The organism is Pelagicoccus enzymogenes, assembly GCF_014803405.1.
GTDB classification, from domain to species: domain Bacteria; phylum Verrucomicrobiota; class Verrucomicrobiia; order Opitutales; family Opitutaceae; genus Pelagicoccus; species Pelagicoccus enzymogenes.
Map to the genome: position 1 here is coordinate 372,444 of NZ_JACYFG010000040.1, position 25,664 is coordinate 398,107.

General features: G+C 58.0%; 25 protein-coding genes and 1 tRNA gene. 10 read left to right on the plus strand and 16 right to left on the minus strand.

The window, feature by feature from the left end:
• Positions 1 to 13: 13 nt before the first annotated feature.
• Both IEN85_RS17780 and IEN85_RS17785 read right to left on the minus strand, forming a co-directional pair.
• The gene (locus IEN85_RS17780; protein ID WP_318186631.1) at positions 14 to 1,438 is read right to left on the minus strand and encodes an archaeosortase/exosortase family protein; all 1,425 of its coding nucleotides are present in this window, start codon (positions 1,436 to 1,438) and stop codon (positions 14 to 16) included.
• A complete protein-coding gene (locus IEN85_RS17785; RefSeq protein WP_224772704.1) occupies positions 1,428 to 3,422 on the minus strand; it encodes a VIT domain-containing protein in 1,995 nt (664 codons plus the stop codon). Before IEN85_RS17785 ends, IEN85_RS17780 begins: the two co-directional genes overlap by 11 nt.
• A gap of 152 nt (positions 3,423 to 3,574) precedes the next feature.
• Here IEN85_RS17785 and IEN85_RS17790 point away from each other — a divergent pair, with 152 nt between their 5' ends.
• Both IEN85_RS17790 and IEN85_RS17795 read left to right on the plus strand, forming a co-directional pair.
• Entirely contained in the window at positions 3,575 to 3,805 is a 231-nt protein-coding gene (locus IEN85_RS17790) for an AbrB/MazE/SpoVT family DNA-binding domain-containing protein (RefSeq protein ID WP_191618457.1), read from the plus strand.
• The gene (locus tag IEN85_RS17795; protein ID WP_191618458.1) at positions 3,802 to 4,179 is read left to right on the plus strand and encodes a type II toxin-antitoxin system death-on-curing family toxin; all 378 of its coding nucleotides are present in this window, start codon (positions 3,802 to 3,804) and stop codon (positions 4,177 to 4,179) included. Before IEN85_RS17790 ends, IEN85_RS17795 begins: the two co-directional genes overlap by 4 nt.
• A gap of 12 nt (positions 4,180 to 4,191) precedes the next feature.
• Here the strand turns inward: IEN85_RS17795 and creC are convergent, their stop codons facing one another.
• Together creC and creB are read right to left on the minus strand one after the other, a co-directional pair.
• Positions 4,192 to 5,682 (minus strand): two-component system sensor histidine kinase CreC, encoded by a 1,491-nt coding sequence (gene creC, locus IEN85_RS17800; RefSeq protein WP_191618459.1) that lies wholly within the window; start codon positions 5,680 to 5,682, stop codon positions 4,192 to 4,194.
• A 132-nt stretch (positions 5,683 to 5,814) separates the two neighbouring features.
• On the minus strand, positions 5,815 to 6,525 hold the full coding sequence (gene creB, locus IEN85_RS17805; RefSeq protein ID WP_318186632.1) for a two-component system response regulator CreB: 711 nt from the start codon (positions 6,523 to 6,525) through the stop codon (positions 5,815 to 5,817).
• Between the two features lie 139 nt (positions 6,526 to 6,664).
• Between creB and IEN85_RS17810 the strand changes: the two genes are divergently transcribed.
• A complete protein-coding gene (locus tag IEN85_RS17810) occupies positions 6,665 to 7,708 on the plus strand; it encodes a CNNM domain-containing protein (protein WP_343222552.1) in 1,044 nt (347 codons plus the stop codon).
• 9 nt (positions 7,709 to 7,717) lie between these two features.
• Here IEN85_RS17810 and IEN85_RS17815 read toward each other — a convergent pair whose 3' ends face one another.
• From IEN85_RS17815 to IEN85_RS17830, 4 genes are all read right to left on the minus strand, one after another.
• Complete coding sequence (locus tag IEN85_RS17815; RefSeq protein ID WP_191618462.1) at positions 7,718 to 8,383, minus strand: DUF998 domain-containing protein; 666 nt, start codon at positions 8,381 to 8,383, stop codon at positions 7,718 to 7,720.
• Positions 8,384 to 8,391: 8 nt separating this feature from the next.
• Positions 8,392 to 9,678, minus strand: coding sequence for an MFS transporter (locus IEN85_RS17820; protein ID WP_191618463.1), 1,287 nt, complete (start codon positions 9,676 to 9,678; stop codon positions 8,392 to 8,394).
• A 51-nt stretch (positions 9,679 to 9,729) separates the two neighbouring features.
• Positions 9,730 to 10,197: a hypothetical protein gene (locus tag IEN85_RS17825; RefSeq protein ID WP_191618464.1), complete on the minus strand. Its 468-nt coding sequence runs from the start codon at positions 10,195 to 10,197 to the stop codon at positions 9,730 to 9,732.
• Positions 10,198 to 10,306: 109 nt separating this feature from the next.
• Positions 10,307 to 11,323: an NAD(P)H-dependent glycerol-3-phosphate dehydrogenase gene (locus tag IEN85_RS17830; RefSeq protein ID WP_191618465.1), complete on the minus strand. Its 1,017-nt coding sequence runs from the start codon at positions 11,321 to 11,323 to the stop codon at positions 10,307 to 10,309.
• 169 nt (positions 11,324 to 11,492) lie between these two features.
• On the opposite strand from IEN85_RS17830, the gene IEN85_RS17835 reads away from it, so the two are divergent.
• Positions 11,493 to 11,771 (plus strand): hypothetical protein, encoded by a 279-nt coding sequence (locus IEN85_RS17835; protein ID WP_191618466.1) that lies wholly within the window; start codon positions 11,493 to 11,495, stop codon positions 11,769 to 11,771.
• A gap of 20 nt (positions 11,772 to 11,791) precedes the next feature.
• Here IEN85_RS17835 and IEN85_RS17840 read toward each other — a convergent pair whose 3' ends face one another.
• The 4 genes from IEN85_RS17840 to IEN85_RS17855 form a co-directional block, all read right to left on the minus strand.
• Complete coding sequence (locus IEN85_RS17840) at positions 11,792 to 12,226, minus strand: hypothetical protein (protein ID WP_191618467.1); 435 nt, start codon at positions 12,224 to 12,226, stop codon at positions 11,792 to 11,794.
• Between the two features lie 399 nt (positions 12,227 to 12,625).
• On the minus strand, positions 12,626 to 13,390 hold the full coding sequence (locus IEN85_RS17845; protein ID WP_191618468.1) for a succinate dehydrogenase/fumarate reductase iron-sulfur subunit: 765 nt from the start codon (positions 13,388 to 13,390) through the stop codon (positions 12,626 to 12,628).
• A gap of 31 nt (positions 13,391 to 13,421) precedes the next feature.
• Positions 13,422 to 15,338, minus strand: a complete 1,917-nt coding sequence (locus IEN85_RS17850; RefSeq protein ID WP_191618469.1) for a fumarate reductase/succinate dehydrogenase flavoprotein subunit — start codon at positions 15,336 to 15,338, stop codon at positions 13,422 to 13,424.
• A 12-nt stretch (positions 15,339 to 15,350) separates the two neighbouring features.
• Positions 15,351 to 16,130, minus strand: coding sequence for a succinate dehydrogenase cytochrome b subunit (locus tag IEN85_RS17855; RefSeq protein ID WP_191618470.1), 780 nt, complete (start codon positions 16,128 to 16,130; stop codon positions 15,351 to 15,353).
• A gap of 325 nt (positions 16,131 to 16,455) precedes the next feature.
• Between IEN85_RS17855 and IEN85_RS17860 the strand changes: the two genes are divergently transcribed.
• Genes IEN85_RS17860 through IEN85_RS17870 form a run of 3 tightly spaced genes read left to right on the plus strand, consistent with a single transcriptional unit; the run spans position 16,456 to position 19,704 of the window.
• Complete coding sequence (locus IEN85_RS17860) at positions 16,456 to 18,159, plus strand: PAS domain-containing sensor histidine kinase (RefSeq protein WP_191618471.1); 1,704 nt, start codon at positions 16,456 to 16,458, stop codon at positions 18,157 to 18,159.
• A complete protein-coding gene (locus IEN85_RS17865; protein WP_191618472.1) occupies positions 18,156 to 18,551 on the plus strand; it encodes a response regulator in 396 nt (131 codons plus the stop codon). Before IEN85_RS17860 ends, IEN85_RS17865 begins: the two co-directional genes overlap by 4 nt.
• Complete coding sequence (locus tag IEN85_RS17870) at positions 18,544 to 19,704, plus strand: hybrid sensor histidine kinase/response regulator (RefSeq protein WP_191618473.1); 1,161 nt, start codon at positions 18,544 to 18,546, stop codon at positions 19,702 to 19,704. The genes IEN85_RS17865 and IEN85_RS17870 overlap by 8 nt, the downstream gene beginning before the upstream one ends.
• Before the next feature lie 152 nt (positions 19,705 to 19,856).
• On the opposite strand, the gene IEN85_RS17875 is transcribed toward IEN85_RS17870, so the two are convergent.
• Positions 19,857 to 20,459 carry an NUDIX hydrolase gene (locus IEN85_RS17875; RefSeq protein WP_224772705.1) on the minus strand — a complete coding sequence of 201 codons (603 nt, stop codon included), beginning with the start codon at positions 20,457 to 20,459 and terminating at the stop codon, positions 19,857 to 19,859.
• A 47-nt stretch (positions 20,460 to 20,506) separates the two neighbouring features.
• Positions 20,507 to 21,124 carry a LysM peptidoglycan-binding domain-containing protein gene (locus IEN85_RS24495; RefSeq protein WP_224772706.1) on the minus strand — a complete coding sequence of 206 codons (618 nt, stop codon included), beginning with the start codon at positions 21,122 to 21,124 and terminating at the stop codon, positions 20,507 to 20,509.
• A gap of 187 nt (positions 21,125 to 21,311) precedes the next feature.
• On the opposite strand from IEN85_RS24495, the gene IEN85_RS17885 reads away from it, so the two are divergent.
• The 3 genes from IEN85_RS17885 to IEN85_RS17895 all read left to right on the plus strand — a co-directional run bounded on the left by IEN85_RS17885 (position 21,312) and on the right by IEN85_RS17895 (position 23,734).
• A tRNA-Pro gene (locus IEN85_RS17885) sits at positions 21,312 to 21,388 on the plus strand.
• A 165-nt stretch (positions 21,389 to 21,553) separates the two neighbouring features.
• The gene (locus IEN85_RS17890) at positions 21,554 to 22,831 is read left to right on the plus strand and encodes a serine hydrolase domain-containing protein (RefSeq protein WP_191618474.1); all 1,278 of its coding nucleotides are present in this window, start codon (positions 21,554 to 21,556) and stop codon (positions 22,829 to 22,831) included.
• A gap of 24 nt (positions 22,832 to 22,855) precedes the next feature.
• On the plus strand, positions 22,856 to 23,734 hold the full coding sequence (locus tag IEN85_RS17895; protein ID WP_191618475.1) for a class I SAM-dependent methyltransferase: 879 nt from the start codon (positions 22,856 to 22,858) through the stop codon (positions 23,732 to 23,734).
• Between the two features lie 64 nt (positions 23,735 to 23,798).
• On the opposite strand, the gene tnpC is transcribed toward IEN85_RS17895, so the two are convergent.
• Entirely contained in the window at positions 23,799 to 25,268 is a 1,470-nt protein-coding gene (tnpC, locus tag IEN85_RS17900; RefSeq protein ID WP_191616992.1) for an IS66 family transposase, read from the minus strand.
• Between the two features lie 45 nt (positions 25,269 to 25,313).
• Positions 25,314 to 25,664, minus strand: a 351-nt coding sequence (tnpB, locus tag IEN85_RS17905) for an IS66 family insertion sequence element accessory protein TnpB (protein ID WP_191616993.1), incomplete at its 5' end; no start/stop codon positions are given.

The following is a 25,664-nucleotide window of genomic DNA, read 5'->3' on the forward strand; positions in this document are numbered from 1 at the left end:
TGCAGCGGACCATCTAAAAAACCTGAGAGCCTTCCACGGGTACCGACTCCGCGTACCCTACCCAAGGCCCCTCCGATCGTCCCAGCATCGCGGACCAGAACCAGGAGGACGGATCCGTCCAGCTCTGCCCATCCAAGGAGACGACTCGCTCCCTGACCTCCACTTTTTCTCCGTCGCGGCTTGCCAAAACCCTTCCCCACATCGATCCATCCACCTCGCGAAAAAGCGGCATTGGCTCCGTCGCATAGCCAATCGCTCGATAACAGTCAGCCGACAGGTGATACCTCCGCGTCGCTCGCTCGATCACCCTGACCACCAAGCGACGCTCATCCTTGCCAAACAATTCAATCGCCCCCGGAAACCCTTTCGCGTACGCCGCGGAGTGCTCGTCGAGAGGAAACGCAACCCAGCCCTCCTCGAACAACTCGCTTCGAATCGTATCCATAATATCCGTGCGCACAACCCGACCTTCCGGCAAAGCAGATACAGTATCCGGCCGGGTCACTACCAGCAAGGCCAAGACAAGAAACAAGAACAGAGGACAAGAAGCGGAAACTGCGGAGCGCCTCGGATCTACCGCCCGAGGAGGCGATGCTACTTTCGCCCGAAGCTGGCTTCCCGCAGCCACAATTACCGCCAGCACCAGGGCAAAGACAATCATCCCCACCCCATCATGCCCCCAATCGGGAAGGTCCCAAAGCTTCGACTCCACGAAAAAGAGCAAAACGTTCCTCAAAACATTTCCGATAAACGCGCTGAAACTGGCCACTTGTAGCAAAAGAACGGAGCCACGCAGATTCGGTTTCTGGATACAAATCATCACGCAAGCGAGAAAAGCGGAACCCCACAGCATCTGGACCCCGCTACACGGTGCATCGATCACGACCATCTCGCCGCGCCAATGCATCACGGTTCCTCGCGCCTCCACTCCCCAACCGAGAAAGCTCAATACGGCAGCGCTCATCTTCCCAATTAGCCAACGTAAGGGAAAGCCGCCATAGAACTGCAGCGAGGAGATCAAGGGCAATGCCAGCACAAACAACCCTGCGTGCCCGATCCAGATCCGTGAATCCGCCCAAAGCGCCGCCACTGCCAGGAACACAAAAAGAGCATAAACCAAGGGAGTCATTAAAAACGGAGCCGCGAGCGGCACGAGCAAGAACCCAGCCGCCATCACGTATCGACACGAAGGCACCGGGCGACGACGTCCAAGGAACGCAAAGCCGACAGCCGCCCCCAAAGCTAAAACGCCCCAAGGCTCGTCCGAACCGTCCACCATACGAGCCGCATACCAACGCACCGTCGGCCAACAAACCACAAGCAAGGCAAGGCTGCACAAAAACCTGAAGGAACGAACATCGCCTCGTCCGCGCCACGAAAGAAACCTCCCGATACATCGCAGCCAAGGACTGCCACCTAACGCACCCCTAGCATCCACGACGTATCAGTATCCAGGTTATCGCGACAAGAACGAGTCCCATCAAAGCCCACATCTCAGGCTCTGGAGTCACCGGCACAGATCCGCCGCCCATGGTCGGATGCATCCCCTTCGGGCTTGGAATCGGCTGCTTCACTTGCTGCAGGCGCCCTCCAGTCTCCACGTTTCGCACCACCTTGTCCACCGCCACGAAGGAAGTATACTTGGTGAGCAATGAGTGCTTCAGGCCCAGCCGAGTGATTTCCGTCCTCCTGTCCTCGCTCGGCCACAATCCGTTGTAGTCCGAGAGGCGACGGATGCGTTCCCGAGCCCACACATACTCCAGCGAACGGGACCCAGCCAGGTTCACCGCCTCGGACAAACGTGTAGCCGCCACGTATTCAGAATCACCCGACCGGCCTGAAAGCACAACTTCACCTGCAAGATGACCCGTATACTTGCCAAAGATCAACACCGGTCGCTCAGCCAATAAATCCGGCAAGGCCAGCGGCTCGACCTCAGAAACTTCCATATCGCTGAAGACGACATCCAAGCGCGTCAGCACAGGTTCGCTCACGTATTCAGAAAATCGATCCGCTACCCGACTCGATTCCCTTGGCTCTCCCACGAAAAACGGCATTCCTTGTCCAACCTTCGCCATCCCCTCGATCAGAAACCGATTAGGAGCCGAACCGATCCCGCATGCAAAAACGTTGGCCTCGTCCAAACGTGATCGGATCAAGTCAAACACCCGATCCTCGACGGTCACGTATCCATCCGTCAATACGACTATGTTCCGGCTAAACGCTGGATCTCGCGGCGTTTCGTAAACCCGGTTCAGAGCTTGCAGCAAACGCGTCCCTCCGCTGCCTCGCGTTTCATAGATAAACGAAATCGCGTCCAATAAATTCTCCACCGTTGCCGGAACGGAAGTCGGCGAATAAACCTTCGACTCCCCTGAAAACAAGAGCACATTGAAACGATCCGTGTCATCTAGCCTCGCCACCAAGGCCTCCATCATTTTCTTGGCAGTATCGAGCGGAAAACCATGCATCGACCCAGATACGTCGATCACGAAAAAGTATTCCCGAGGAATCCGCTCCCGCTTTACACCTGTGGGCGGCTCCAGGCTGGCCATGAAGTACCTTTCCCCACCGCTTTCGCTCACCCAAACACCCGACTTGACCGCGTCGCCAGATACTTGATACTGAAGCCGTAGATCTCGATTTCCAACTGTACTCGCATCGCCCTCGAGTCGGAGCTCCGCAGTGCGCGAATCGAGAAATGACATTTCCACTTCGTGGGACGGGCAGAACGCCTTTTCAATCGAAACCGAAGAAAGAATGCGAGCGCGCACTCCGTAACTCACTTTCTCCGCTTCCCGATCGAGCAAATGAGGATTCTCAACCCACGCTTCCGCCGCGTCCCCTTCCTCGAAGCGAGGTCCCACCACCAGAGGTAACTCAAACGAATACTCGCTCTTCTCACGGCGAACCCACTCCGTGTACTTCAAGCTCACCTCCACCACGTCGCCTGGAAAGATGTTGGCCAAATTCATCTTAAAAACATTCGGACGTTGCTGCTCGAGCAAACTCGTCGTCCTGCCCTCCTGCTTAGCGGCCTCGTAAGTTCTCCGAGCTTGGGCCTTCTCCTGAATTTCCGCCTCCACCACTCTGTCACCCACCCGCATGCTCAGAGCGTGAACCGCCGAACGGGTAGAACCGGGAAAAACATACACCGCTTCAATTGCCTCAGACCCTACATTCGCATAGGTCTGCACCAGCTCGACTTGAGCAATCGTACCCACAATATCAATACTCGCATCCACGCTTTTGAGCGGCAGTTGATCGACGGACGCCGACTGGCCGTTCACCAAGAAGTACGGGACCTCCGTCTCCTCCGCGCTCAAGCCTCGACCGAGCGAGAGCAGCAAACAACAAATTACAAAACAGCCATGAAGGACAGGAAAGCGAGACGTCAGGTAGAATGTGGAAAAACAGTTCATTGGACGCCGAAGCTACCCGCCTTCTGCGCGTTCTTCATGAAGTGAAAACGATCTCTTTGTGAAATCTCACAAGAGGAATGAACCACTACCGCTATCCCAAACGTGAACATCCCGCTTGATCCACTGTAATAACATTCGTTATTACAGACAACATGCCTATCGAACTCAAAATCCGCAAGATCGGCAACTCCTACGGCGTTGTCCTACCGAAAGAAGCCCTGCAACACTTGAAGGTAGAGGAAGGCCAGTCGCTATACCTCACCGAGGGACCGGAGGACAGCTACCGCGTGGTTGCCAGCGATCCAGATTTAGCCAAATCGATGGAGCTCTTCAAAGACATCAGTAGGCGTTATCGCAACACCCTCAAAGAGCTAGCCAAGTGAAGGAACCCTATTGGTTCAGCCGAGAAGAAGTGCTAGCGCTACACGAAATGCTGCTCGCCGATTACGGTGGTGGCTCAGGCATTAGAGACGAAAACATGCTGGATTCGGCCTTGGCAAAACCAAAGCAGTTGTACGCGTACGGAAAGCCTAGGCATCAGGAACTGGCAGCAACTTACGCCTCCGGCGTCATCAAAAACCACCCCTTCGTCGACGGCAACAAACGCGCTGGGTTCGTTCTTGCAGTCGCTTTCCTAGAGCGCAACGGCATTCCTTTCCGCGCCTCCGAAGCCGAGTCCGTCATCCGTACCCTCGCCCGCGCGGCGGGCGAACTGGACGAAGCCGGCTATGCCACTTGGTTGCAGGAAAACTCCTAGGCCCGGCCCCATTCACTTGCCGAACCGCAAGATCGCGCAGGCGCCACCGCCCTCGCGATTTCCCACTTCCAGTTCACCACCGTGCAAGGCCATGATCTCCTTCACGAAGCTCAGCCCGACTCCGCTGCTCTTCTCCCCCGTTTTGGGACGCACCAAAGAATAGAAACGTTCGGTCACCTTGTCCAAGGCGTAGTCCGGAATCCCCGGCCCCTCGTCCTCTACCCTAAGCTCGCGCCCTTCGGTCGTAACAAGCACCACCGATCCCCGCGGAGCGAAGTCGACCGCGTTCTGCAACAAATTCTGGATCGCCTGCCGCACCAAAAAGCGCTCGCCCCGAATCGGCTCCGCCTTCGCTCCATCGATCCGAATTTCTATCCCTTCGGCTCGGGCGCTCGCCTCCCATGCCTCGACGATCTCACTCAGCAGCGCTGACAAGTCGATCGTTTCCACGTTCTGCAAAGCGCGGCGCGACTCGACGGAGGCCAGTTCCAACATCCGGTCCACGATCCTGCGCAAACGCTCCGACTCCTTGCGAACGTTCGCCAAAAACTTGCGCCGCTCCGCTTCCTCCATGTCGCCTTCCAGCAGCTCCGCAGCTCCGCTGATGCCCGAAATCGGCGACTTCAACTGATGCGTCAAGCTCTGCACGTAGCGTTCAACGTACTGCTTGCCCTCCAAGGCCAAGCGCATTTCCTCGAACGCTCGCCCCAGCTCGTTCGCCTCTATGCCAAAGAGACGCGGATAGCTCGCGTTCCGCCCATCCCGCAAGGCATTCGCATAAGCGATGAGCCGCTTGATCGGTTGGGTCAACCAAAGCGAAAGCAAGGCGCCTAAGAGCAAAACCGCCACTCCCGCAACGACTACGTACAACTCGAATCGATTCTCCGCTCTCGCGATCAGCTCGTTCACGTAAGAAGTTGGCTTCCCGACTGTCACCACACCTTGAATACGTCCGTCAATCCGAACCGGAGCCGCAACATAGAGAATAAGGGCTTTCTCTCCATCGCGAGACGTCCATGTCGCCCGCGCCCCATACTGGCCCTTCAAGGTGCGGGAAACGTCAATCCACTTCGAGAAGTCCTGCCCCTCGTTGGACCGGTCCGACGAATCGAACAATACGATTCCCTTGGCATCCGTCAGGTACACCTCCAGATCCACCGACTCTTTTTGCAAGGAGTAGATCTGAGCCTCAAACCTCCGCTCATAGGCACGCCGAAAAATTTGCTCGATGGTATCCGAAGAGTAGCCTTCGCGCTCCGCCGAGTATTCCAATTGGGCAGCCAGAATATTCGCCGTATCCACCAGCGACTCCTCCATCGACTCCAGGTAACGCGGCTGGATCTCTTGGGTCATCGTCGACATGATCGCATAGAAACCGCCTCCGACCACCAGCAAGTAGACCAGCAATATACTGGCTCGAATCGAAATCAGCCGCTTGGGCAGCCGCAGCCAACGCGGCCCCCGCATATCCGGATTCGTCAATACCTGCCAAAGCGATTTCATCTGGTAACTCGAAATCGTGGAAGTGTGCTTGTCACGCGAATACCCAACAACGATTCCCTCGATTCGCGTGACAAGCACGCTCCCACATATACAGAACCATACACGCGTTTCACCCTCATACCCGATCCTCGCTTAATACTGCATCGAGTAGCCGATCCCCCGATGCGTTTGGATGTATTCAACACCTGGCGACACCTCGCGCAACTTGGCTCGGATCGACTTGACGTGGGCGTCCACCGTTCGCTCGCCGCTTGCCTCCGGCTCCTCCCAAACCTGATACATTAGCTGCTCGCGCGTGAGCACTCGTCCCGGTCGCTCCAGAAAAACCTTGAGCATGCGGAACTCATACCGCGTCAAGCTCAGCAAACGTTCCGCCAACGAGATCTGATAACGCTCTCCATCGAGCGAGAAAGGCCCAAAAACGCTTTCGCTACCTTCCTCGCCCCGCTCCTCAAGACGACCGCGCTTCAAGATCACCCGCACCCGCGCCACGAGCTCCCGCACGCTGAACGGCTTGCACACATAGTCGTCCCCACCGATCTCCAAGCCGAGGATACGGTCGATTTCCTCGTTGCGAGCCGTCAAAAAGACAATGGGGACCTGCGACACGGCTCGGATCTGCTTGCACACCTCGAAGCCCGTCGTATCCGGCAGGCCCACGTCCAAAACGACAAGTGCGTACTCCTTCTCGGAAATCTTCTGCAAGCCCTCGCCCCCCGTAGTCACCCACTCGCTCTCAAAGCCCTCCTTGCCCAAGCCAAAGCGAATGTTATCCGCAATGCTTGGCTCGTCCTCGACGATCAGGACGCAGGGCCGGCTCCAATTCGAATCCACTTTCAACACGGACGTAAGCTACTCGGCACAAACGACAAGCAGCAACGCTAGAATTGAGCCCCCTCCCTTCCGCTACGCTTTACATTGCGACTCGAGCGAGAGCCCTCAAGCTACCGAATCCATTGTTATCGCGCTCATCGCCTATCTCCTGCTCGCCCTCGGCGTCTCCTTTCTCTGCTCCATCCTCGAAGCGGCAATCCTCTCCATGCCGCCGTCCTTCGTGCGGCAAGCCGAGAAAAGTGGAGCCCGCTTCGGCAAGCGCCTCGCCCTGCTCAAGAAGGACATCGACCAGTCGCTCGCTGCCATTCTCACCCTCAACACCATCGCCCACACCGTCGGCGCCGCCGGCGTCGGCTCCCAAGCCGTCGCCGTCTTCGGGGAAGCCTACTTCGGCATCATCTCCGCAGTCCTCACCCTGCTGATCCTTCTCCTCTCCGAAATCATCCCCAAAACGCTCGGCGCCCAGAACTGGAGAGCGCTCGCGCCGGCAACCACCTACGCTTGCCACGCCATCGTCATCGGAACCTACCCCATTGTCGCAATCTCCAAGCGCATCACCTCCTTGCTCCAGTCAAAAGGCAAGCCGCACGCCAGCGTGAGCCGCGACGAGATCGTATCGCTCGCCCAAATCGGCAAGTCGGAAGGTGTTCTCGCCGAACGAGAATCGAAGATGATCCGCAACCTCATCCGCTTCCGCGACCTGAGGGTCGAAAACATCATGACCCCGCGTACCGTTCTGGGCAGCCTCGCCGAGGATACCACCTCCGGCACTGCCGTCTCGATGGCCGACGTCATGCGCTTCACCCGCATCCCCGTGTATTCGGAGAATAAGGACAACATAACCGGCTACGTCATCAAGACGGACCTCCTGCGCTCCGTCGCCAACGACAAGCCCAAGGTAACCGCCGGCGAACTGAAGCGTCCCATTCGCCTCGTTTCGGAATTCGACACCTTGGCCAAGCTCTTCGACGAGCTGCTGCGCAGCCACGAGCACATCGCCATCGTTGTCGACGAGTATGGCGGCACGAGCGGCTTGGTCACCATGGAAGACCTCATAGAAACCTTGATCGGCTTGGAGATCGTAGACGAATCCGACTCGGAAACCGACATGCGCGTACTTGCCCGCGAACGCTGGGAGAAGCGAGCTCGCGAGATGGGAATCCTCACCGACGATCCCGATTCACAAAGCTAAGAGCTCCACTCAGGCCGACTCGCCGACTCGAGTCCGACAGCCAAGCAGCAAGCCCATGCTAGCCCAAAGCGACCCAGCGGCCAGCCATTGCCAAAAAGCGAAGCTGTACCACAAGGGTACGCCCATTTCGCGCCAGTCCGTCCCCACCCAACCAAGGTCTCTCTGGTCCAAGTAAACCGCAAGCTGGCTAGCGCCTATCGCCAGCAAAGGCAAAACCACCACTAGCGAGGGCCAAATACGCGCCCCCGCTCGACGCCCGCGGGAAGTGGCCAGCAGCAGCAAGCCGACGAACAAGGACAAGAACGAAAGCAAGGCGAGCAACTCGTGCGCTTTGTCGATCACGTCTGACAGATGAAAAAACAAAAGACGCTCCACCCCCACGCCTACACCAAAGAGCAAGCCGACGAAAACCAAGACCGCCCCCAGGCGTTCCCGTTTCGACCTCCCCGCAGCGTCGTTGAAAAATCGATACGCCAAGGGAAACAACAGCGCCATTCCCAACGCCAAGCCTCCCGCAAACCAAGCGCCCCCCTCGGGATTGTGCTTCTGGGAGGCCAAGGCCGACATCACTTGGTAGGCCCAATCAAATCCCTCTGGATACACCCGCGCTGCCAAGAGAGAGCCCGCCACCACCGACAGGACGGACAAGCCGTAACATTTCCAAGCGAGGCCCATCTCTGGATCTAATCCTTTGGACCGCCTTGCTTAGCCGGAATCTTGCGCGTCTTGGCCAAGAAGATGAGCATGCCGATAATCATCAGAGCAGGAATCACGGCCATGCCCGCGCGCTGCGACTCGAAAATCCCCACCAATTGACCATAGAGCAAAGGTCCCAAAAACGCCGTCGCCTTGCCAGAGAAGGCAAAGAATCCAAAAAACTCGTTCGCCTTGTCCTCCGGCGTCAAGCGACTCAGGTAGGCGCGGCTCGCGGATTGGTTAGGCCCCAGAAAGAGCCCGATCACCACAGCGCACACCCAAAACTCAGTCTTGGTTGAAATGAAAAGCGCTGCAGTTGTCGGCAGCACCAGGCCAATCAGCGAGATCACAATCGTCGCCCTGCTGCCGATCTTGTCTTCGACGAAACTGAAAACCAAAGAGCCCAGTCCCGAGCAAACGTTCAAGGCGATCCCGAAGACCATCAGATCCTGGAAGGTGAATCCAAATACGATGGTCGCGTAGATGCCTCCGAACGAGAAGATGGCGACAAGGCCGTCATTGTAGAAGAGACGGGCCACCAGCATCCAAAAGAGCTGCCGATACTGGCGAATGTGGTGAAAGGTATCCACCAGTCGACTGAACGACAAACGAGCGACCTTAAAGAACCCCTCGGAATGCTGCGGCGCCTTTTTCTCCTTAACCCAAAGCAGTATTGGAATACTAAACACGGCGAACCAAATCGCGACCAGCACGTTGGTCGCCCGCACGTTTTGCTGCCCTTCCTTGCTCAGGCCAAACCAAGGATCGGAGCTCTCCGACAAGAAGCCCGCCAAGGCGATGAACAAGCAAATCAAACCGCCCGCGTAGCCAAGAGCGAACGCTTGCCCCGACACTTTCCCGTGCTTCTCCTTGGGGGCGATCTCCGGCAGGAAGGCGTTGTTGAAAACGATAGAAAGCTCGGTCGCGATCAAGGCCACGGCAAAGAGCGCCAAGCCCAGCATGACGTCTCCCTTCATGGGGAAATAGAGAGCCCCAATCGCGACACAGGCCAGGATCGTCGATACCGCCAGGAAACGCTTCTTCCAGCCAAAGGCGTCCGCGGCCGCTCCCAGCATAGGCGACAAGAGAGCGATCACCACCGAGGCGATCGCCACCGTGTTCCCCCACAAGGTCGTGCCCACGTTTTTGTCCGGAGCGATGACCGTAGTGAAGTAGGTATTGAATACAAAAGTCAGGACCAGCGTTCCGAAAGCCGAGTTGGCGAAGTCGAAACAAGCCCAGGACCAAATACGCTTAGGAGAGGATTCAGGCACGAAGAATGGCCTAGCGGCTCATTCCGAAATAGCGAGCCAACACCGCCGACTTCAACGCCCCGCGCCCACCTCAAACTCAGGGCCGCCTTGGGTTTCCTTGAAGGCGACCACCTTCCCGTCGATGATGAGAATCTCTGCGGACACGGTCCCTTTGACCCGCTCGTTGCGATAGATCGGCTCCCTGACGATGACGACCTCGCCCGTTTTGTGGTCAATGTAAGAGCGTTCCTCCTCACCGTCAGATTCGATGGTAGAGCTGAGCAAAACCTCCTTTTCATAGCGCCATATCTCGGCCGTAACTCCTTGCTGCACCACTTCCTCAACCGCCAGCGGCTCGCCGAGGATGGCAACAACCTCCGACTTCGTCATCCCTTTGGTAACGGTCTGCGGAACAGCGACCTCCGTGGAGTCGGCTCCCGTCGTTTCGCAGCCCGCCAACATGAGGGCGGCCAAAGCCAGTGCGCCTGCGAGCAGCAGGTTCGAGATAGGAAGGTTTAGGGGCGATCTGTTTTGTTTCATGACGGTCTCTCTAAGGCAGCAATCTGAAGCATTCTTCCAAAAAGCTAAACCGAGGATGCTGCCACCCCTTCAACTTAGGACAGCTCTGCCTCTCTGAGCTAGGAATGCGTTACTCTTTCTTTAGATCTCGACTCATCAAATCGGCCAACGCCTTCATCGGAGGCTTGGCCTCGTAACATATCTGGTAAACCTGGTCCAGGATAGGGGCGTCGATGCCATCCCGACGGCAAATGGAATGGAAAGCGCTCGCCGTACGGTAGCCCTCCACCGCCGTCTTCTGCGACTCGATGATTTCCGCCGCAGTCCGACCGCTCGCCAACTCCTCTCCGAAGGTCCTGTTACGACTCCAATCTCCATGGCAAGTCGCGACGAGATCACCAAATCCGCTCAACCCATAGAACGTTTCCAGGCTCGCCCCGAGAGCCTGCCCCACTCGCACCATCTCCGCAACAGCCCGAGTAAGCAAGGAGGCCAAGGCGTTGTCGCCCAGCCGCAAGCCTTGGCAGCAGCCTGCGGCCACCGCGTAGACATTCTTGAGGCAACCGCCCAGCTCTACCCCTCTCAGGTCACGGCTGGCGTAAACGCGGAGGTTCGGACCGCTGACGGCATTCTGCAAGCTCTCGATCTGCCCTTCGAGGCAGTCACCGAAAGCCAGGGTCATCGCCGTCGGCTTGCCCGCTGCAACTTCGCCGGCGAAGGTCGGCCCCGACAAGCTCCCCACAATCGCAGTCGGCAGCTCGTCCTTGATGATCTCGCAAGGCGTCTTCTGCGTCTCCAGCTCCAAGCCTTTGGCAAGGCTCACGAAAAGCGCCGACGGCTTGAGCACCCCCGTATCGAGCCGAGCGATACGCCGACACCAGTCTCGCAGCGCGTAGGAGGGAACGCCCATGAAAATAACATCCGCGCCACTCAGAGCTGCAGCCAAGTCGTCGCTCACCTTCAGCCCTGGACCAAAAGCGTAACCGGGCAGGTAGTCCTTGTTTTCGCGTTCGGCCGCCATGGACCGAGCTTGCTCCGTCCTGCGGGCCAACAAGGTGGTATCCAAGCCTTGGCGCTCGCAGTGCAAAGCCATGGCCGTGCCCCACGCTCCCGCTCCACAGACTGTAATTTTGAGGGATTCGCACATACTCAATCGCGTTCTACCCGAGTCGGGCCTCATAGCAACAACGAGTTGAGCGATAAGCAATTGGGCCCCGCTCGTAAAAAACTGCAGAAACATCCATGTATTAGCGCCTATTTGCTGATTTCTGTTGAACGCTTGTTCTCCTCCGTCGTCTTTTAAAGCATACGTAAAATTGGAAATCCACGAAATGCTGCAATACCTCAAGACTCGACTTAGACGTTCTCCCGTTCGGGTGGACGCTATGCTGCGTCGGCACGAGGAGAAGGAAGGCGTCAAAAACGCGCAGTTCGTAAGCTTCCTCCAGCAAAGCGGTTTCCGCAAACGGGCGCTTGCTCGGCACGACAAGACCAAGCGCTTCAAGAAGCTGGTCGCCATCGCCGCGATCTGGAGCTTCCTCATCGCCTGCGGCTGGATCGCCTACGAAAGCGCCGAAGCGCTCGAATTGTTCTAGGCGTCCCTACCCATCCGCCCCTAATTCAGGCGCTCCATGTTTTCACGCCTGACCTTCCAAGCGGTCATCACGCCATCTACGATAAGGAACAGGGTTTCCTCCACCGACCGTTCCGTGGCCGGCGTATAGACGTTGTCGGTGATCGCCATCTGAACCCCACCCACTTCCATACCCGGCGTTTCAACGGTACCGCTCACCACGAGAGAAACGTTTTCGTTCACTTTCCGGTAAACCCAAATCTCGGTCCCCTCCACCGGCGGAGTCGCCGGACGAATTTCGTCAGGCTCTCCCAAGGCCGCCAAAAGATCTACCGCCGCCATGCCCTTGCGCAGTTCGACCGGCTCCGCAAGCGCCCTCCCTCCGGCAGCGCCAGTCGTTTCGCAGGCGACCAACAAGATTGAAGTCGCCGCCAAAGCAGCGAATTGGAAGAAGCGGGCATACGTATTCGGGCTCATCAGGAAGGGGTAGGTGTTGCAGTGTCCAAAAAGCTGTTACACCAAAAAACAGCCCACCCCTTCCCACAATTTCCCCTCAATGCCGCGGGGCCAGTGGTCTGACCACTCCGCCCAGTGGTCTGACCACTGCTGGCTCAGCGAAAAGCGACGACGGCAATTCCGTAGGACATCGCCACTCGCTGACCCGAGAGGGACGGGGTTAATCCGGTTCGCTTTGCGGGGCGCGCTTCCGCCCATGCACGCTGGCAAAGAGCAAGCGATCCCCTAGCGGCACAAGTCCGCTTCCCATGGTGAAGACAAACACCTAACCTGAAGCCTTCTCCCGCTATTGTTGATAAAAAAAAGGCCGCGACTGGAAAGTCGCGGCCTTGAAAGTGTTTTCCGAATACGGAGATTCGATCAGAGTGGCTTCGCCTTGACAGCGCTTCTCAGAGTCGCCCCCACGAAGTCGCGATTCAGCTTGGAGATGAATTCCTCCGAAATAAGCTTCGGGCAAGCCGCGGAACATTCGTACTGATTGGTGCAGTTTCCGAAACCTGCCTCGTCCATCGCTGCAACCATCTTAAGGACACGGGTGTCCTTCTCAGGCTGACCTTGCGGAAGGAGATTGAGCTGTCCTGCTTTTGCGGATACAAAGAGCATAGCGGAGGCATTCTTACATGCGGCAACGCACGCGCCACAGCCAATACAGGCCGCCGCGTCCATGGCGAGATCCGCGATTTCCTTGCCGATTGGAATGGAATTCGCATCAGGAGCCGCGCCGGTACGAACGGTGATGAATCCTCCCGCTTGCTGGATCTTGTCGAAGGCCGCTCTGTCGGTGACCAAGTCCTTGACGATGGGAAACGCCTTCGCTCGGAAAGGCTCGACCGTTATGGTATCCCCATCCTTGAAGGTACGCATGTAGGTTTGGCAGGTCGCCACCCCACTTTCGGGGCCATGCGGCTTGCCGTCGATCATGCACGAACAGGTACCGCAAATGCCTTCGCGGCAGTCGTGGGCGAATGCGATCGGCTCGTCGCCCGCATCGGTGAGGTCCTCGTTCACCACGTCCATCATCTCCAAGAAGGACATGTTGGGGTTGAGGTTCTTGGCTTCGTAAGTTTCGAAGCGACCTTCAGTCTCGCTATTTTTCTGACGCCAGACGCGTAGTTTAACGTTCATGGTAGTAATTCCTTTTTTGTTAGCTGGCTTCTTACTTATAGCTGCGAGTAGCGAACTTGACCGACTCGTACACGAGCTGCTCGGTGTGGCGGACCGGCTCCTGGTCCTCTCCCTTGTATTCCCAAGCAGCCACGTGAGCGAAATTTTCGTCGTCACGCTTGGCCTCGCCGTCCTCGTACTGGTGCTCCTCTCGGAAATGACCACCGCACGACTCTTCGCGAGTGAGAGCGTCGCGACACATCAGCTCGCCGAGCTCGAGGAAGTCGCCTACCCGGCCTGCGCTTTCTAGCGACTGGTTGAGCTCCTTGCCTTCGCCCGGAACGCGCACGTCTGCCCAGAATTCCTTGCGGAGTTCGGGAATGAGCTTGATCGCTTCTTCGAGCTTTTCCTTGGTGCGGGCCATGCCGCAGTGATCCCACATGATGTTGCCGAGGCGCTTGTGGAAGCTCTTAACCGATTGCTTGCCGTTGTTGGCCAGCAACTTCTCAGTACGTTCCTTCACCGCTTCCTCAGCCTTGACGAACTCCTGATCATCCGTCGATGGAGCCGAGGAGGCTGTCAAGTTTGCGAGGTAGTGAGGAATCGTATACGGGAGAACGAAGTACCCGTCCGCAAGTCCCTGCATGAGAGCGGAAGCTCCAAGACGATTTGCGCCGTGATCGGAGAAGTTTGCTTCACCCATCACGAAGAGGCCTTCGAGGTTGCTCATCAAATTGTAGTCAACCCAGAGTCCGCCCATGGTGTAGTGGACCGCAGGGTAGATACGCATCGGCACCTCGTACGCACTCTCGTCGGTGATCTCCTTGTAGATGTCGAAAAGGTTTCCGTAGCGCTCTTTGATCGTATCAGCTCCTAGACGCTTGATGGCGTCACTGAAATCTAGATACACCCCAAGTCCCGTTTCGCCTACGCCGCGACCGTCGTCGCACGCTTCCTTAGCAGCACGCGAGGAGATGTCGCGCGGAGCCAAGTTACCAAAACTTGGATACTTGCGCTCGAGATAGTAGTCGCGTTCGTCTTCTGGAATCTGACTCGGCGGACGCTTGTCGCCCTTCTTCTTGGGAGCCCAAATACGACCATCGTTGCGAAGCGACTCCGACATGAGCGTGAGCTTGGACTGATAGTCGCCGGACACCGGAATACAGGTCGGGTGAATCTGCGTGTAACAGGGATTCGCAAAGGCGGCTCCCTTGCGGTGAGCGCGCCATGCAGCCGTGACGTTCGACTGGCGAGCGTAGGTGGAGAGGTTGAATACGTTTCCGTATCCGCCCGTTCCGAGCACCACCGCATGAGCGGAGTGGCGGGAGATCTCACCGGTGTTCAAATTACGGGTGATGATGCCCTTAGCGTGTCCATCGACAACTACTAGCTCCAACATTTCCTCGTTGGCGCACAACTCGACCGTACCGAGTCCAACTTGGCGGCTCAGGGCCGAGTAGGCGCCGAGCAAGAGCTGCTGGCCGGTTTGGCCGCGAGCGTAGAAGGTACGAGACACCTGAGCTCCACCAAAGGAGCGGTTGGCGAGCAAACCGCCGTACTCGCGAGCGAAAGGCACGCCCTGAGCAGCGCACTGGTCAATGATGTTGGCGCTGACTTGGGCCAGACGGTACACGTTGGCCTCGCGGGAACGGAAGTCTCCCCCCTTGATCGTGTCATAGAAAAGTCGATACACGCTGTCGCCATCGTTCTGATAGTTCTTGGCAGCGTTGATGCCACCTTGGGCGGCGATGGAGTGAGCGCGGCGCGGGCTGTCGTGGAAAGTGAAGCACTTCACCTTGTAGCCAAGTTCGCCGAGCGTCGCTGCAGCCGAGGAACCTGCCAAACCGGAGCCGACGATGATAATGTCGTACTTCCGCTTGTTGGCAGGGTTGACGAGCTTGCCCTCCATTATGTGTTTCTCCCACTTTCCTTCGAGCGGGCCGGATGGTATCTTTGAGTCTAATTTCATCGGAGGGAAAATCTAGTTGTTGGAGGCGAGACGGGTTTCGCAGACATCGCAGTCCGTTCGACAAGCCTGGCCCATCGCAAGCTGCTGCAGTTCGGGGTTCTGGATCTTCACCATGCCAGTGTAACAGGCTCCCACGATGGCCGCGTTTCCGAGGAAGTAGAGGATGCAAACGACAATCGAAATCTTGTTCAGACATCCCGACCAAGTCCGCGTGCGCAAACCGACTGACTGGAACATGCTGGAGAGACCGTGGCTAAGGTGCAGGCTAAGCAAAGCGATAGCGATCAAGTAGAAGATCGCCACTAGCGGCTGTTGAAAGCCGTAGACCATCATCGAATGCACGTCGGGCACCTGCTCTCCATGCAAAGTCGTCATCGGGTAGAAATCCTCGCCGTGCGTGTTCTTCACCGTGAAGTGCAGGATATGGTAGATGATAAAAGCGAGAACGATCAAGCCGCTCCACTTCATCGTCCGGGAAGCGAAAGAGGCCCGCAGCGTCTTTTGCGAGGCGTATCCCTTGGCTCCGCGAGCCGCCTTGTTCTCCAACACGAGAGAAATGGCGGACCAGATGTGAAGGACAACCATCAGCAGCAAAAACGCTCGGATCGCCCATAGGGCTGGACCCAGAGACTGCAAAAAATGCGCGTAGGCATTGATCTTCTCCGGCGGAGAAAAGATCTGCAAATTGCCGACCAGGTGGCCAATTACGAACCCGACAAGGACCAAGCCAGTGATCGCCATGATCACTTTCTTGCCCAGCGAGGTTTTGAAGAGGGCGTTGAGGATATTCATCGGTAAACTAGTCAAAACTTCGGTGACGAACAATCCGAGCACGGACCGCCCTTAGCGAAGGCCGCAACGAGTAATGTCTTATCATTATTGGGTCAATTAGGAATGCCTCCTAAGCTCTTCGTACCTACAAAGATAAGCTAATGCCATTCTAAGTATTAGCGGAACTGCTAGACACTGCTGTTATAAGCTGACCTCACTCTCCTTCTGGGCTAGTTCGCCAAGTTTGGCTTGGCCCTTGCGAGAACGGACAATTGCACTAACCTGTGGATAGCCGTCGGCATTCAGCTCACAAGCCCACACCCCCTCAAGCCAGCCCCTCACAGAAATGCCAATCCCCGGAGCCGACCGAAACGAGCGCATCTTGCTTCGCAGCCTTATCGACCACCTCCCCGACGTCGTCTACGTCAAGGACCTGCAACATCGATTCGTGGCCGCCAACAAAGCCGCCGCCCAACTGCTTGGAGAGGAATCTCCGGAAAACCTTATCGGCAAAACCGACTCCGACTATTTTCCCAAAGAAATGGCGGAGGTCTACCATGGCGACGAACGGCGACTCTTCGAAACGGGCTGCCCCCTCTCCTCCAAAGAGGAAACCGGAGTCGACTCCCGAGGCGAGCCTTTCACCTACATGGTCACCAAGACCCCTATTTACGATCCGTCAGGAGCCATCGTCGGACTCGCTGGAATCGGTCGCGACCTTTCCGAAATCCAACAGCAGAAGAGACTCGTCGAGCTCGAGCGCGAGCAGCTCCAAACCGTAATCGACAACATCCCCGACCCCATCTACTTCAAGGACACCAACAGTCGCTACCTCAACGGAAACAAGGCCTTTTACCGCCGCCGCAACGCCAATTGCATCGAAGAAGTCGTCGGAAAGTCCGACTTCGACTTCTACGAGCCGGACGCAGCCCAAACCCGCTTCAACGACGAAGCCGCCATGTTCCGCGACAAGCGCAGCATTACTAAGGAAGAGCACGATAGAGACTTCGAAGGAAACCCCTTGGTCATCCGCAGCACCAAGACGCCTATCCTCGACCCCCAGACCAACGAGCCAGTCGGCATGGTCGGCATCAGCCGCGACATAACCGAACTTCGAAAAGCTCACGACGAATTGAAGCGGAAGAACGAGCGGCTGGTGCGACAAAAGCGAGAACTTGCGGAAGCCCTTAGCCTGCTACAGCAAACCCAGACCCAACTGGTCCACTCCGAGAAGATGGCCTCGCTCGGCGTCCTCACCGCTGGAATTGCCCACGAGATCAACAACCCCATCAACTTCGTCTACGCAGGAGTCAACAGCATGAGCAAGGACTTCGAGGACGTGAAAGCGGTCGTCGCCCAACTCCAGCAACTCTCCCAGGCCAAAGACCCAGCGGCCGCCATCGCCGCCCTGCAGCGCAAGCGCGAGGAAGTTTGCTTCGACGAAGCCTTCGAAGCCCTCGAAGAAACCCTATCCCACATAAAACTCGGAGCCACCCGCATCACCGAAATCGTAGCCGGACTCAGCAAATTCTCCCGCCTCGGCAAGGAAGACTGGCTCCCTACCAACCTGCACGAAGACATCGAAAGCGTGCTCGTGCTGCTGAAGAACAAATACAAAACGCACGTCACCATCCACCGAGATTTCACCCCCGAACTTCCCGCCATCGTCTGCATTCCCGGCAAGCTCAACCAAGCCTTCATGAACCTCATAGCCAACGCCGTCGACGCCATCGAGGCCAGGGGCGACAAAGGCACCATACGCATCGTCACCCGCGCGCAGCAGGAAACCGTCTCCATACGCATCGCGGACGACGGCATCGGCATGAGCGAAACCATTAGCGAGAAAGTCTTCGACCCCTTTTTCACTACGAAAGGAATCGGAAAAGGAACCGGGCTCGGGCTCTCCATTACTTACTCTATTGTCCAAGACCACCGCGGCAGCTTGGAAGTCGAATCCGCGCCCGGAAAAGGCAGCGCCTTCACCATCACCCTTCCCATCGAACAAGAGCAACATCGCCCCCGCATGGGAGCCTCCCAAACGAAAGCATGAACGCAACCGCCAACCAACGCTACACCATCCTCTACGTAGACGACGAGCAAGCCAACCTCAGCGTCTTCAAGAGCACCTTCCGACGCGAATTCAACATCCTGCTCGCCAACAACTCCGACGAGGCCGTCGCGCTGCTCAAAGACAACAAGGTCGACCTGCTCATCACCGACCAGATGATGCCCGACATGTCCGGAGTCGAGCTCCTGAAAGCCATCATAAAGCTCTATCCGGAGGTTCCTCCCAGCCGTGTCATGTTATCCGGATACACCCAACCCAAGGACATCGACCTCGCCTTCGACGAATACAAACTCTACAAATTTATCTCGAAGCCTTGGGAGGAAGCCGATCTAAAGGCCCTCATCATAGAAGCCATCCAGGCCGGGCATGGATAAACGATTCACCATTCTCTACGTCGACGACGAACAAGGAAACCTCAACGCCTTCCGCATCACCTTCCGCCGCGACTACAACATACTCCTCGCTGAAAACGCGGAGGAGGGCTTGCGGCTGTTCGAAGCGGAAGACGTCGATCTCGTGCTCTCCGACCAGCGCATGCCCGGCATGAGCGGGGTCGAATTCCTCGAACGGGTCTGCGAGATCAACCCCGGCCCCTGCCGCATACTCGTCACCGCCTACTCCGATATCGACGCCATCCAAAACGCCGTCAATCGAGCCAATATCTTCAAGTACGTCCGCAAACCCTGGGATACCGAAAAGCTCGCGAAGACCATCGAGCAAGCCCTCGACGTCTACGGCCTGCGCAAGATGAACCAGGCCCTGCACGACGAACTCTCCGAGAAAAACAAAGCCCTGGAGCAAGCCAACGTCTCCCTGCGCGAGAGCGACCAGCTCAAGTACGACTTCCTCAAGATCATCAGCCACGAGATGCGCACCCCGCTCAATGGGCTGAGAGGCGCCACCCAGCTCCTCAAAATCAACTCCGAAAGAGACCCCAGCTCCCAAAACAAGGAGCTCGTCAACGTGCTCGAGTCCTCCACCAACCGCCTCGAGCAATTCCTTCTCCTCGCGGAACGGATCACCAGCCTCAAGGCCAAACGCTACACCCTCGAGCTCCAGGAAACGCAAATCGTCGACCTCGTCAAACAGGCCGTCGCGCAGATCGAGCCCGAGCTCGAGCGAAACCAGCAACGCATCGTCTACGACCTCTGCGCCGAAACCCATACCCTCGCCGACTCCCAACTGCTCGGCATCTGCGTGCGAGAAATCCTGCACAACGCCGCCCGCCACTCGCCACAAGGCTCGGAGATCACGATCCGCACCTCTTTCCGCGACGACCAACTCTCCATCGAAGTCTCGGACCAAGGAGGCGGCTTCCCCGAACCCGTCCTGCGCAACCTCTTCAAGATCTTCATACGCGAGGACCTCGGCCAAGACCAAGCCCTCGGCCTAAACCTCGCCCTCACCAAGCTCGTAATGGACCTGCACGGCGGAGCGGCAGAAGCCTTCAACAACCCCAGCGGCGGAGCCACCGTCAAACTCACCCTCAAGCACGCCCCCGTTCCGACCGAGACCAGCAAAGCATAGGTGGGACGTCCGCTCCGCGGCCGTCTAAAGCCCAGCCCCCTTAAGGTGGCGCGGCTTCTCCGAAGACGCCCAAAGCGCCTACCTCCCCAAAACAAACGATTGCGGAAGCGTGCTCGTCACGCGATCATTCGCATCCGCCAAACGAAAACGCCTCACCGCCGCCGCGCCTTGATCTTGAGCCACTCCGGATAGAACTGGAACAAGGCCGCAACCACCAGCGAGTGCTTGATCTCGCCCCGATGGGCCATGGCATAGACCTCGTCCACCGGAAAAAGCCGCGTCTCGATCTCCTCGTGCTCGTCCCAAGCCACCTCGCCCTGCAAGGTCGCCGCCTCCGCCCAAACGAAATGGCAGTAGTTGTTCAAGATCGCCGGATTCGCCGCCACCTTGCCGATGACCCGACTCCTCTGCGGCACGTAGCCCGTCTCCTCCTGCAACTCGCGCTCAGCCGCCACCACCGGATCTTCCCCATCATCCATGATCCCGCCCGGAATCTCCCAGGAAGGCTCCTCGATGCCGAAGCGGTACTGGCGCACCAAAACCATCTGGCAGTCTGGCGTCACCGGAATCACGTTCACCCAGTCACGCGTTTTGAGAACGTAGAATTCGCCCTCCGAGCCTCGCGCCGGATGACGCAAGCGACGCGAAACCAAGTCGAAGATCGGACAGTTCACCAAGTCCTTTTCGCCTAGGACCTCCCAAGCGTGCACCCGCGATTCGCCTTCCGACGAACCCTTCCCATCTGATGTAGCCATCGCTAAGCTGAAACCGCTAATGACGAACCCAACGGTCCACGCCGTCCCTAGTTCGACGGAGCGGGAATCGCAACCTGCTGGCCGATGCGCAAGCGGCGCGGGTCGATGCCCGGATTCGCCGCCTGCAATTGGCTCAAGGAAATCTTATAGGCCGCCGCGATCTTGCCCAGCGTGTCGCCGCTCTTGATCGTGTAGACGCCCGAGGTCCCCGGAGCCGTGTCCGGAGTCTTCTTCGCCGCAGCATCGGTCGAGCTGCTCGAACTGCTGCTAGAAGCAGTAGGAACCACCGCGACTTGCACGCCCTTCTCCTCAAGGTCCTTGACCATCTTAAGGGCCGTCAACGCATCCATCGAGTTTTTGCGGATGTCGCTGCGTACTTTGGTCATGTCCGAGCGAATCCCCGAAATCGCGTCGTTCACGCTCTTGGAAAAATTGTTCATGCCGGTGGAGAGGCTTTCCACGCGATCCGCGGTTTCCTGCAACGACTCCTCGAGCCCCGTACCCTGGCTGGCCGCTTCCTCGAGACGAGTGATCTGCTTTTCCAGTTCGGCAGCCCGGGACAATCCCATCCAGCCAACGCCGAGGCCTACGAGAGCCACGATCACGGCAGCGATGCCGATGAAAAGCGGCGTTTTAGAGGGCGAATCTAGTTCAGAAGAAGACATGTTTTCCATTATTTCCGGATCAAAGGGCCCAAAGAAAGGCAGGTTTCCCCCAAACAAGAAGCGCATTCTCAGAGCGGCGCAACGCCTATTTCGGGACATTCCCCCCAGAAACGACAAACTTGGCGAAAGAAAGAGAACTTGTTCTTGACAGGACCCTCGATTCGCAATCTTTTGGCCGTCCTTTTTACGGGGTGTAGCTTAGCCTGGTAGAGCGCCTGGTTTGGGACCAGGAGGTCGAAGGTTCGAATCCTTTCACCCCGACCATTTATAAATGGGAAAAGAACCGCAGTATCGCAACTGCGGTTTTTTTGTACTCAAACGCCAAGGAATTAAACCTTCGAAGAAGAGTTCGACGGAAGGGCAGCGAGACAGCTCACAGAGCGAACAATCCTCTTGCCGCCAGTTTCCCAGGCCACAAAAAGGATGGCCATGACCCAGAGATCCTTGCCCCTCCTAGCCGTCCTCGGCCTTTTCCTGAGCCTCTCCCTCGCCTCTGCCGAGCGCCTGGCCCCGGCCAAGCCGGAACGCCTCGGCATGTCGAGCGAGCGACTTGAAAGATTGGATACGGCCTTCGAGCAAATGGTCGCCGACGGAGAGCTGCCCGGAGCCGTCGTGCTCGTGGCGCGACACGGCAAACGGGCTCACCTCGGCGTCTACGGCGAGCAGGATATGGCAAGCGAGCTAGCCATGAGCGAAAACTCAATCTTCCGCATCGCCTCCCAAACCAAGGCCATTGTGAGCGTCGCCACCCTAATGCTGCAGGAGGAAGGCAAGCTGCTCATCGGCGACCCCGTTTCGGACTACTTGCCCGAATTCGCCAACACCCTCGTGGCCGAAACCAACGAAGCCGGCGAGCAAGTGAACGTTCCCGCCAAACGCCAAATCACCATTCGCGACCTGCTCACCCACACCTCAGGAATCGGATACGGGCGAAAGAGCGACCCGCTCTGGCAGGAAGCGGGTATCGACGGCTGGTACTTCGCCGACCGCGACGAGCCCATCCGCGAGACCGTGCGCCGACTCGCCTCCCTCCCCTTCAACTCCCACCCGGGCGAAAAATACGTCTACGGCTACAACACCGACATCCTCGGGGCCGTCATCGAAGTCGCCTCCGGCATGCCGCTGGACGCCTTGCTTAAGCAAAAGATCCTCGACCCGCTGGAGATGCACGACACCCATTTCTACTTGCCACGCAATAAGGCTCAACGCCTCTCCACTGTGTATTCATATTCTCCTGACAACGGCGTGCAACGCTCACCCGAAGAAGGCACCATGAACGCGCAAGGGCATTACCTCAACGGCCCTCGCGTCAGCTTCTCCGGCGGAGCCGGCCTGCTCTCCACCGCCAACGACTACGCCATCTTCCTGCAAATGCTGCTCAACGGCGGCGAATACGAAGGCGCCCGCATCCTTTCTCCCAAGTCCGTCGAGCTGATGACCGTCAACCACCTCGCCGAAGGCGTGGAATTTCCCTGGGCCAAAGGCGTCGGATTCGGGCTCGGCTTCCGCATAATGGAAGACGTCGGCCGCTTCGGAGCTCCCGCATCCGTCGGAGAGTTCAGCTGGGGCGGCGCTTACCACTCAACCTATTGGGTCGACCCGGAGGAAGAGCTTGTAGTGGTTTACTTCACACAAGTGCGACCCGCCACCGGCCTCGACGACCACGACAAGCTCCGCGCCCTCGTCTACCAAGCTATTGTCGAGTGACGCGTTTGCCTAGAACCTCAATTCATGGATGCCAAGATTCCGCTGAAGCGTGACTCCGAGTCGCTGAGCTTGCATCCACTGACGCCTGATATGAAAGACTTGAGAAACGTCTCCTCCTCCTGGGACAGCCTCGCCCAAAGCGACGCCATGGGAGCCGTGCTCACCGGCAAAGAGTGGAACGAATCCGAGTTCTACGCATCCGGAGAACGGCAAGTCGAAGTGATTCTCAAGCTGCTCGAGTCCCAAGGCATCAGCTTGGCCACGAACGCGGCTCTCGACTTCGGTTGCGGCCTCGGTCGCTTGTCCTTCGCCTTGTGTAAACGTTTCGAATCCGTAACCGGCATCGACATCTCCAAGGAGATGATCAAGCGAGCGACTTCGAGCCCCCTCAACCCCGAGAACCTCAAGCTCATCCAATCCGAGAGGAATGACCTTCGATTTATCGAGGAGAATTCCCAGGACTTCGTCCTGAGCCTCATCGTCCTGCAACACATACCAACGCGCATCGCCAAGGCCTACATTGGAGAATTCCTCAGGGTAACCAAGCCGGGAGGAATCATCGTCTTCCAAGCGATTACGAAAGTAACCGGCTTGAAAAAGTCGACCCAGCAAAGCTTCTGGGAAGGCAAGCCGCTCAACTGGGATTCGCCCTCCCTTCCCAAGCTCATTTACCGGGCTACCTGTCGATTCGCCCGTTGGATCCCACGGAAAATCGTCAGCCACCGGCTCGCTTGTTATCTGAAAAAACGATCCGGCGCGCCAATCATGCAGATGAACCCCATCTCGCTCCGCTCGCTTTCCAAAACGATCAATGCCCATGGCGGGACTCTCCTGCTCTCGGTCGAAGACGGAGCGGCCGGCAGCGATTTCGAAAGCAGAACCTTCATCGTCCGCAAACGCTAGTAGCGTGGTGTAAATGAAACTCGTCACCCATCCGTAGGAAGGTAAGCGGTACAAAATCTGCCCCTTAGGCTGGTCTTGACTTCTTCCAGTTTGCCGGGGTCAGAGCCCTGAGCTCTTGCTCCTGCATGATGCCGGTGTTCCGGCTCAGGACGTCTTGCAGATATTCAAGCGGCTGGATGTCCAGGCGTTGGCAGGAGATCAGGATCGAGTAAAGGATCGCCGCGCGATCGCCGGCTTGGGGATGACCTACGAAGAGCCAGTTCTTCTTGCCGACCGCGGTCGGCCGGATGGCGTTCTCCATCCAGTTGTTGTCGATCGCGACGTGGCCGTGACGCAGGTAGGTCGAGAGGTAGCCCCAGTGCGAGAGCGAGTAGTCGCAGGCCTTGGACAAGCCGCTTGACGGAAGGCCTCCACGTCTGAGGATTCCCAATACGCGGCGGATGCGGGCGTGAGCGTTGGCGGACCTCTTGAGGCGAAGGGCCAAGGCTGCTTCCGCGTCGAGGCCGTTCTCGCGGATCTCGCTTTCGACCTCGTAGAGCTTGGCGACGAGCTTGAGGTAGACGCCGCACTCGCGCGGGAAGCTCTCCTTGGCATCGAAGAACTTGCGCCGGGCGTGCGCCCAGCAAGCGGCCAGCTCGATCGCCTCGCTGGACTTCTGCAGCTTCGGGTACGCCTCGTACATGTCGGCCTGGACCACGCCCTCGAAGCCTTCCAGGTGCGAGGTGACCGAGGCGTGGCAGCGCCCGCCGCTCCACTTGTACCAAACGTCGCCAAGCGGCCGGGTCATGCCGCAAAGGTAGCCGGTTTTCGTGCTCTTCTCCCCGTAGTCGGGATCCTGATACTTTATCGGCGTCTCGTCCACCTGGACGTATCCGCCCTCGAGAAGGTCGAGGCGCATATGGTTGTAGATCGGCTTGAGCCATTCGGCGACCTTCTCGACCCAGCGGACCAGGTTCTGGCGGCTGACGGCGAAGCCGTGGCGCTTGTAGATGGAGCATTGGCGGAACAGCGGCAAGTGGTCGAGGAACTTCGAGACGACGACGTAGGCGAGCAGCTCCGCCGAGGCCAGGCCTTCCACAACGCGAAGCGGGGCCGGGGCCACGACTGGCGCCTTGGACTTGTCTCCAACTTTCCGATACTTGGGGCGGACGATGCGGCGGCGGTAGAACTTCGGCGGATCGACCTTCACCTCGTAGGTCTCCTCCTCGCCGATGCGTTCGTAGCTGGAAGGCTCCGCCTTCACCTCATCGGGCTCGACTACCGTCTCCTCGAGGACCGGAAGGTGGCCGTAGAGCTCGTCGCGAGTCTTGCGCGAGGGCTTTGCCTTGCGCTCGTAGGACACCTTCTGCGGCGGCTCGGCCGCCTTGGCTTCCTCGAGCTTGCCCAGCAGGAGGTCGAGTTGGTTGAGGTCGACCTTCTCGGACTTGCCTCCGGCGAAGACCTGGCGGCGGAACCACGCGATCTGGGCCTCCAGCTCGGCTACGCGGCCTTTAAGCGTCGCGTTCTCGGCTAGGACTTCCTCTATCGGCGGCATCGCGTATCTGGATAGAGGATACGCGGTCCGGATCAACGATTTTCTTCAGCGTTCGTACCAGGCCTTGGCCATCCCGTCCTTGAGGTCTATGCCGCCGAGCAGCATCGACAAGGCCTCGCTCTTGAGCCGCAGCTTTCCGCTGGCGGCGTCGCTGGGCCTGGGCCAGGTGAAGCCGCCCTTCTCCAGACGCTTGGCCAGCACCCAAAGCCCGGTGCCGTCGAAGAAGAGTATCTTCAGGCGGTTGCGCCTCCTGTTGGAGAAGACGAACATCCCGCCCTGCAGCGGGTTTTCCTTGAGCTGGTTGGCGGCGACGGCGTAGAGCCCGTCGAAGCTCTTTCGCATGTCCACCGGCTCGACCGCCAGGAAGATGCGAACCGCGGAGGAAAAGCTCAGCAT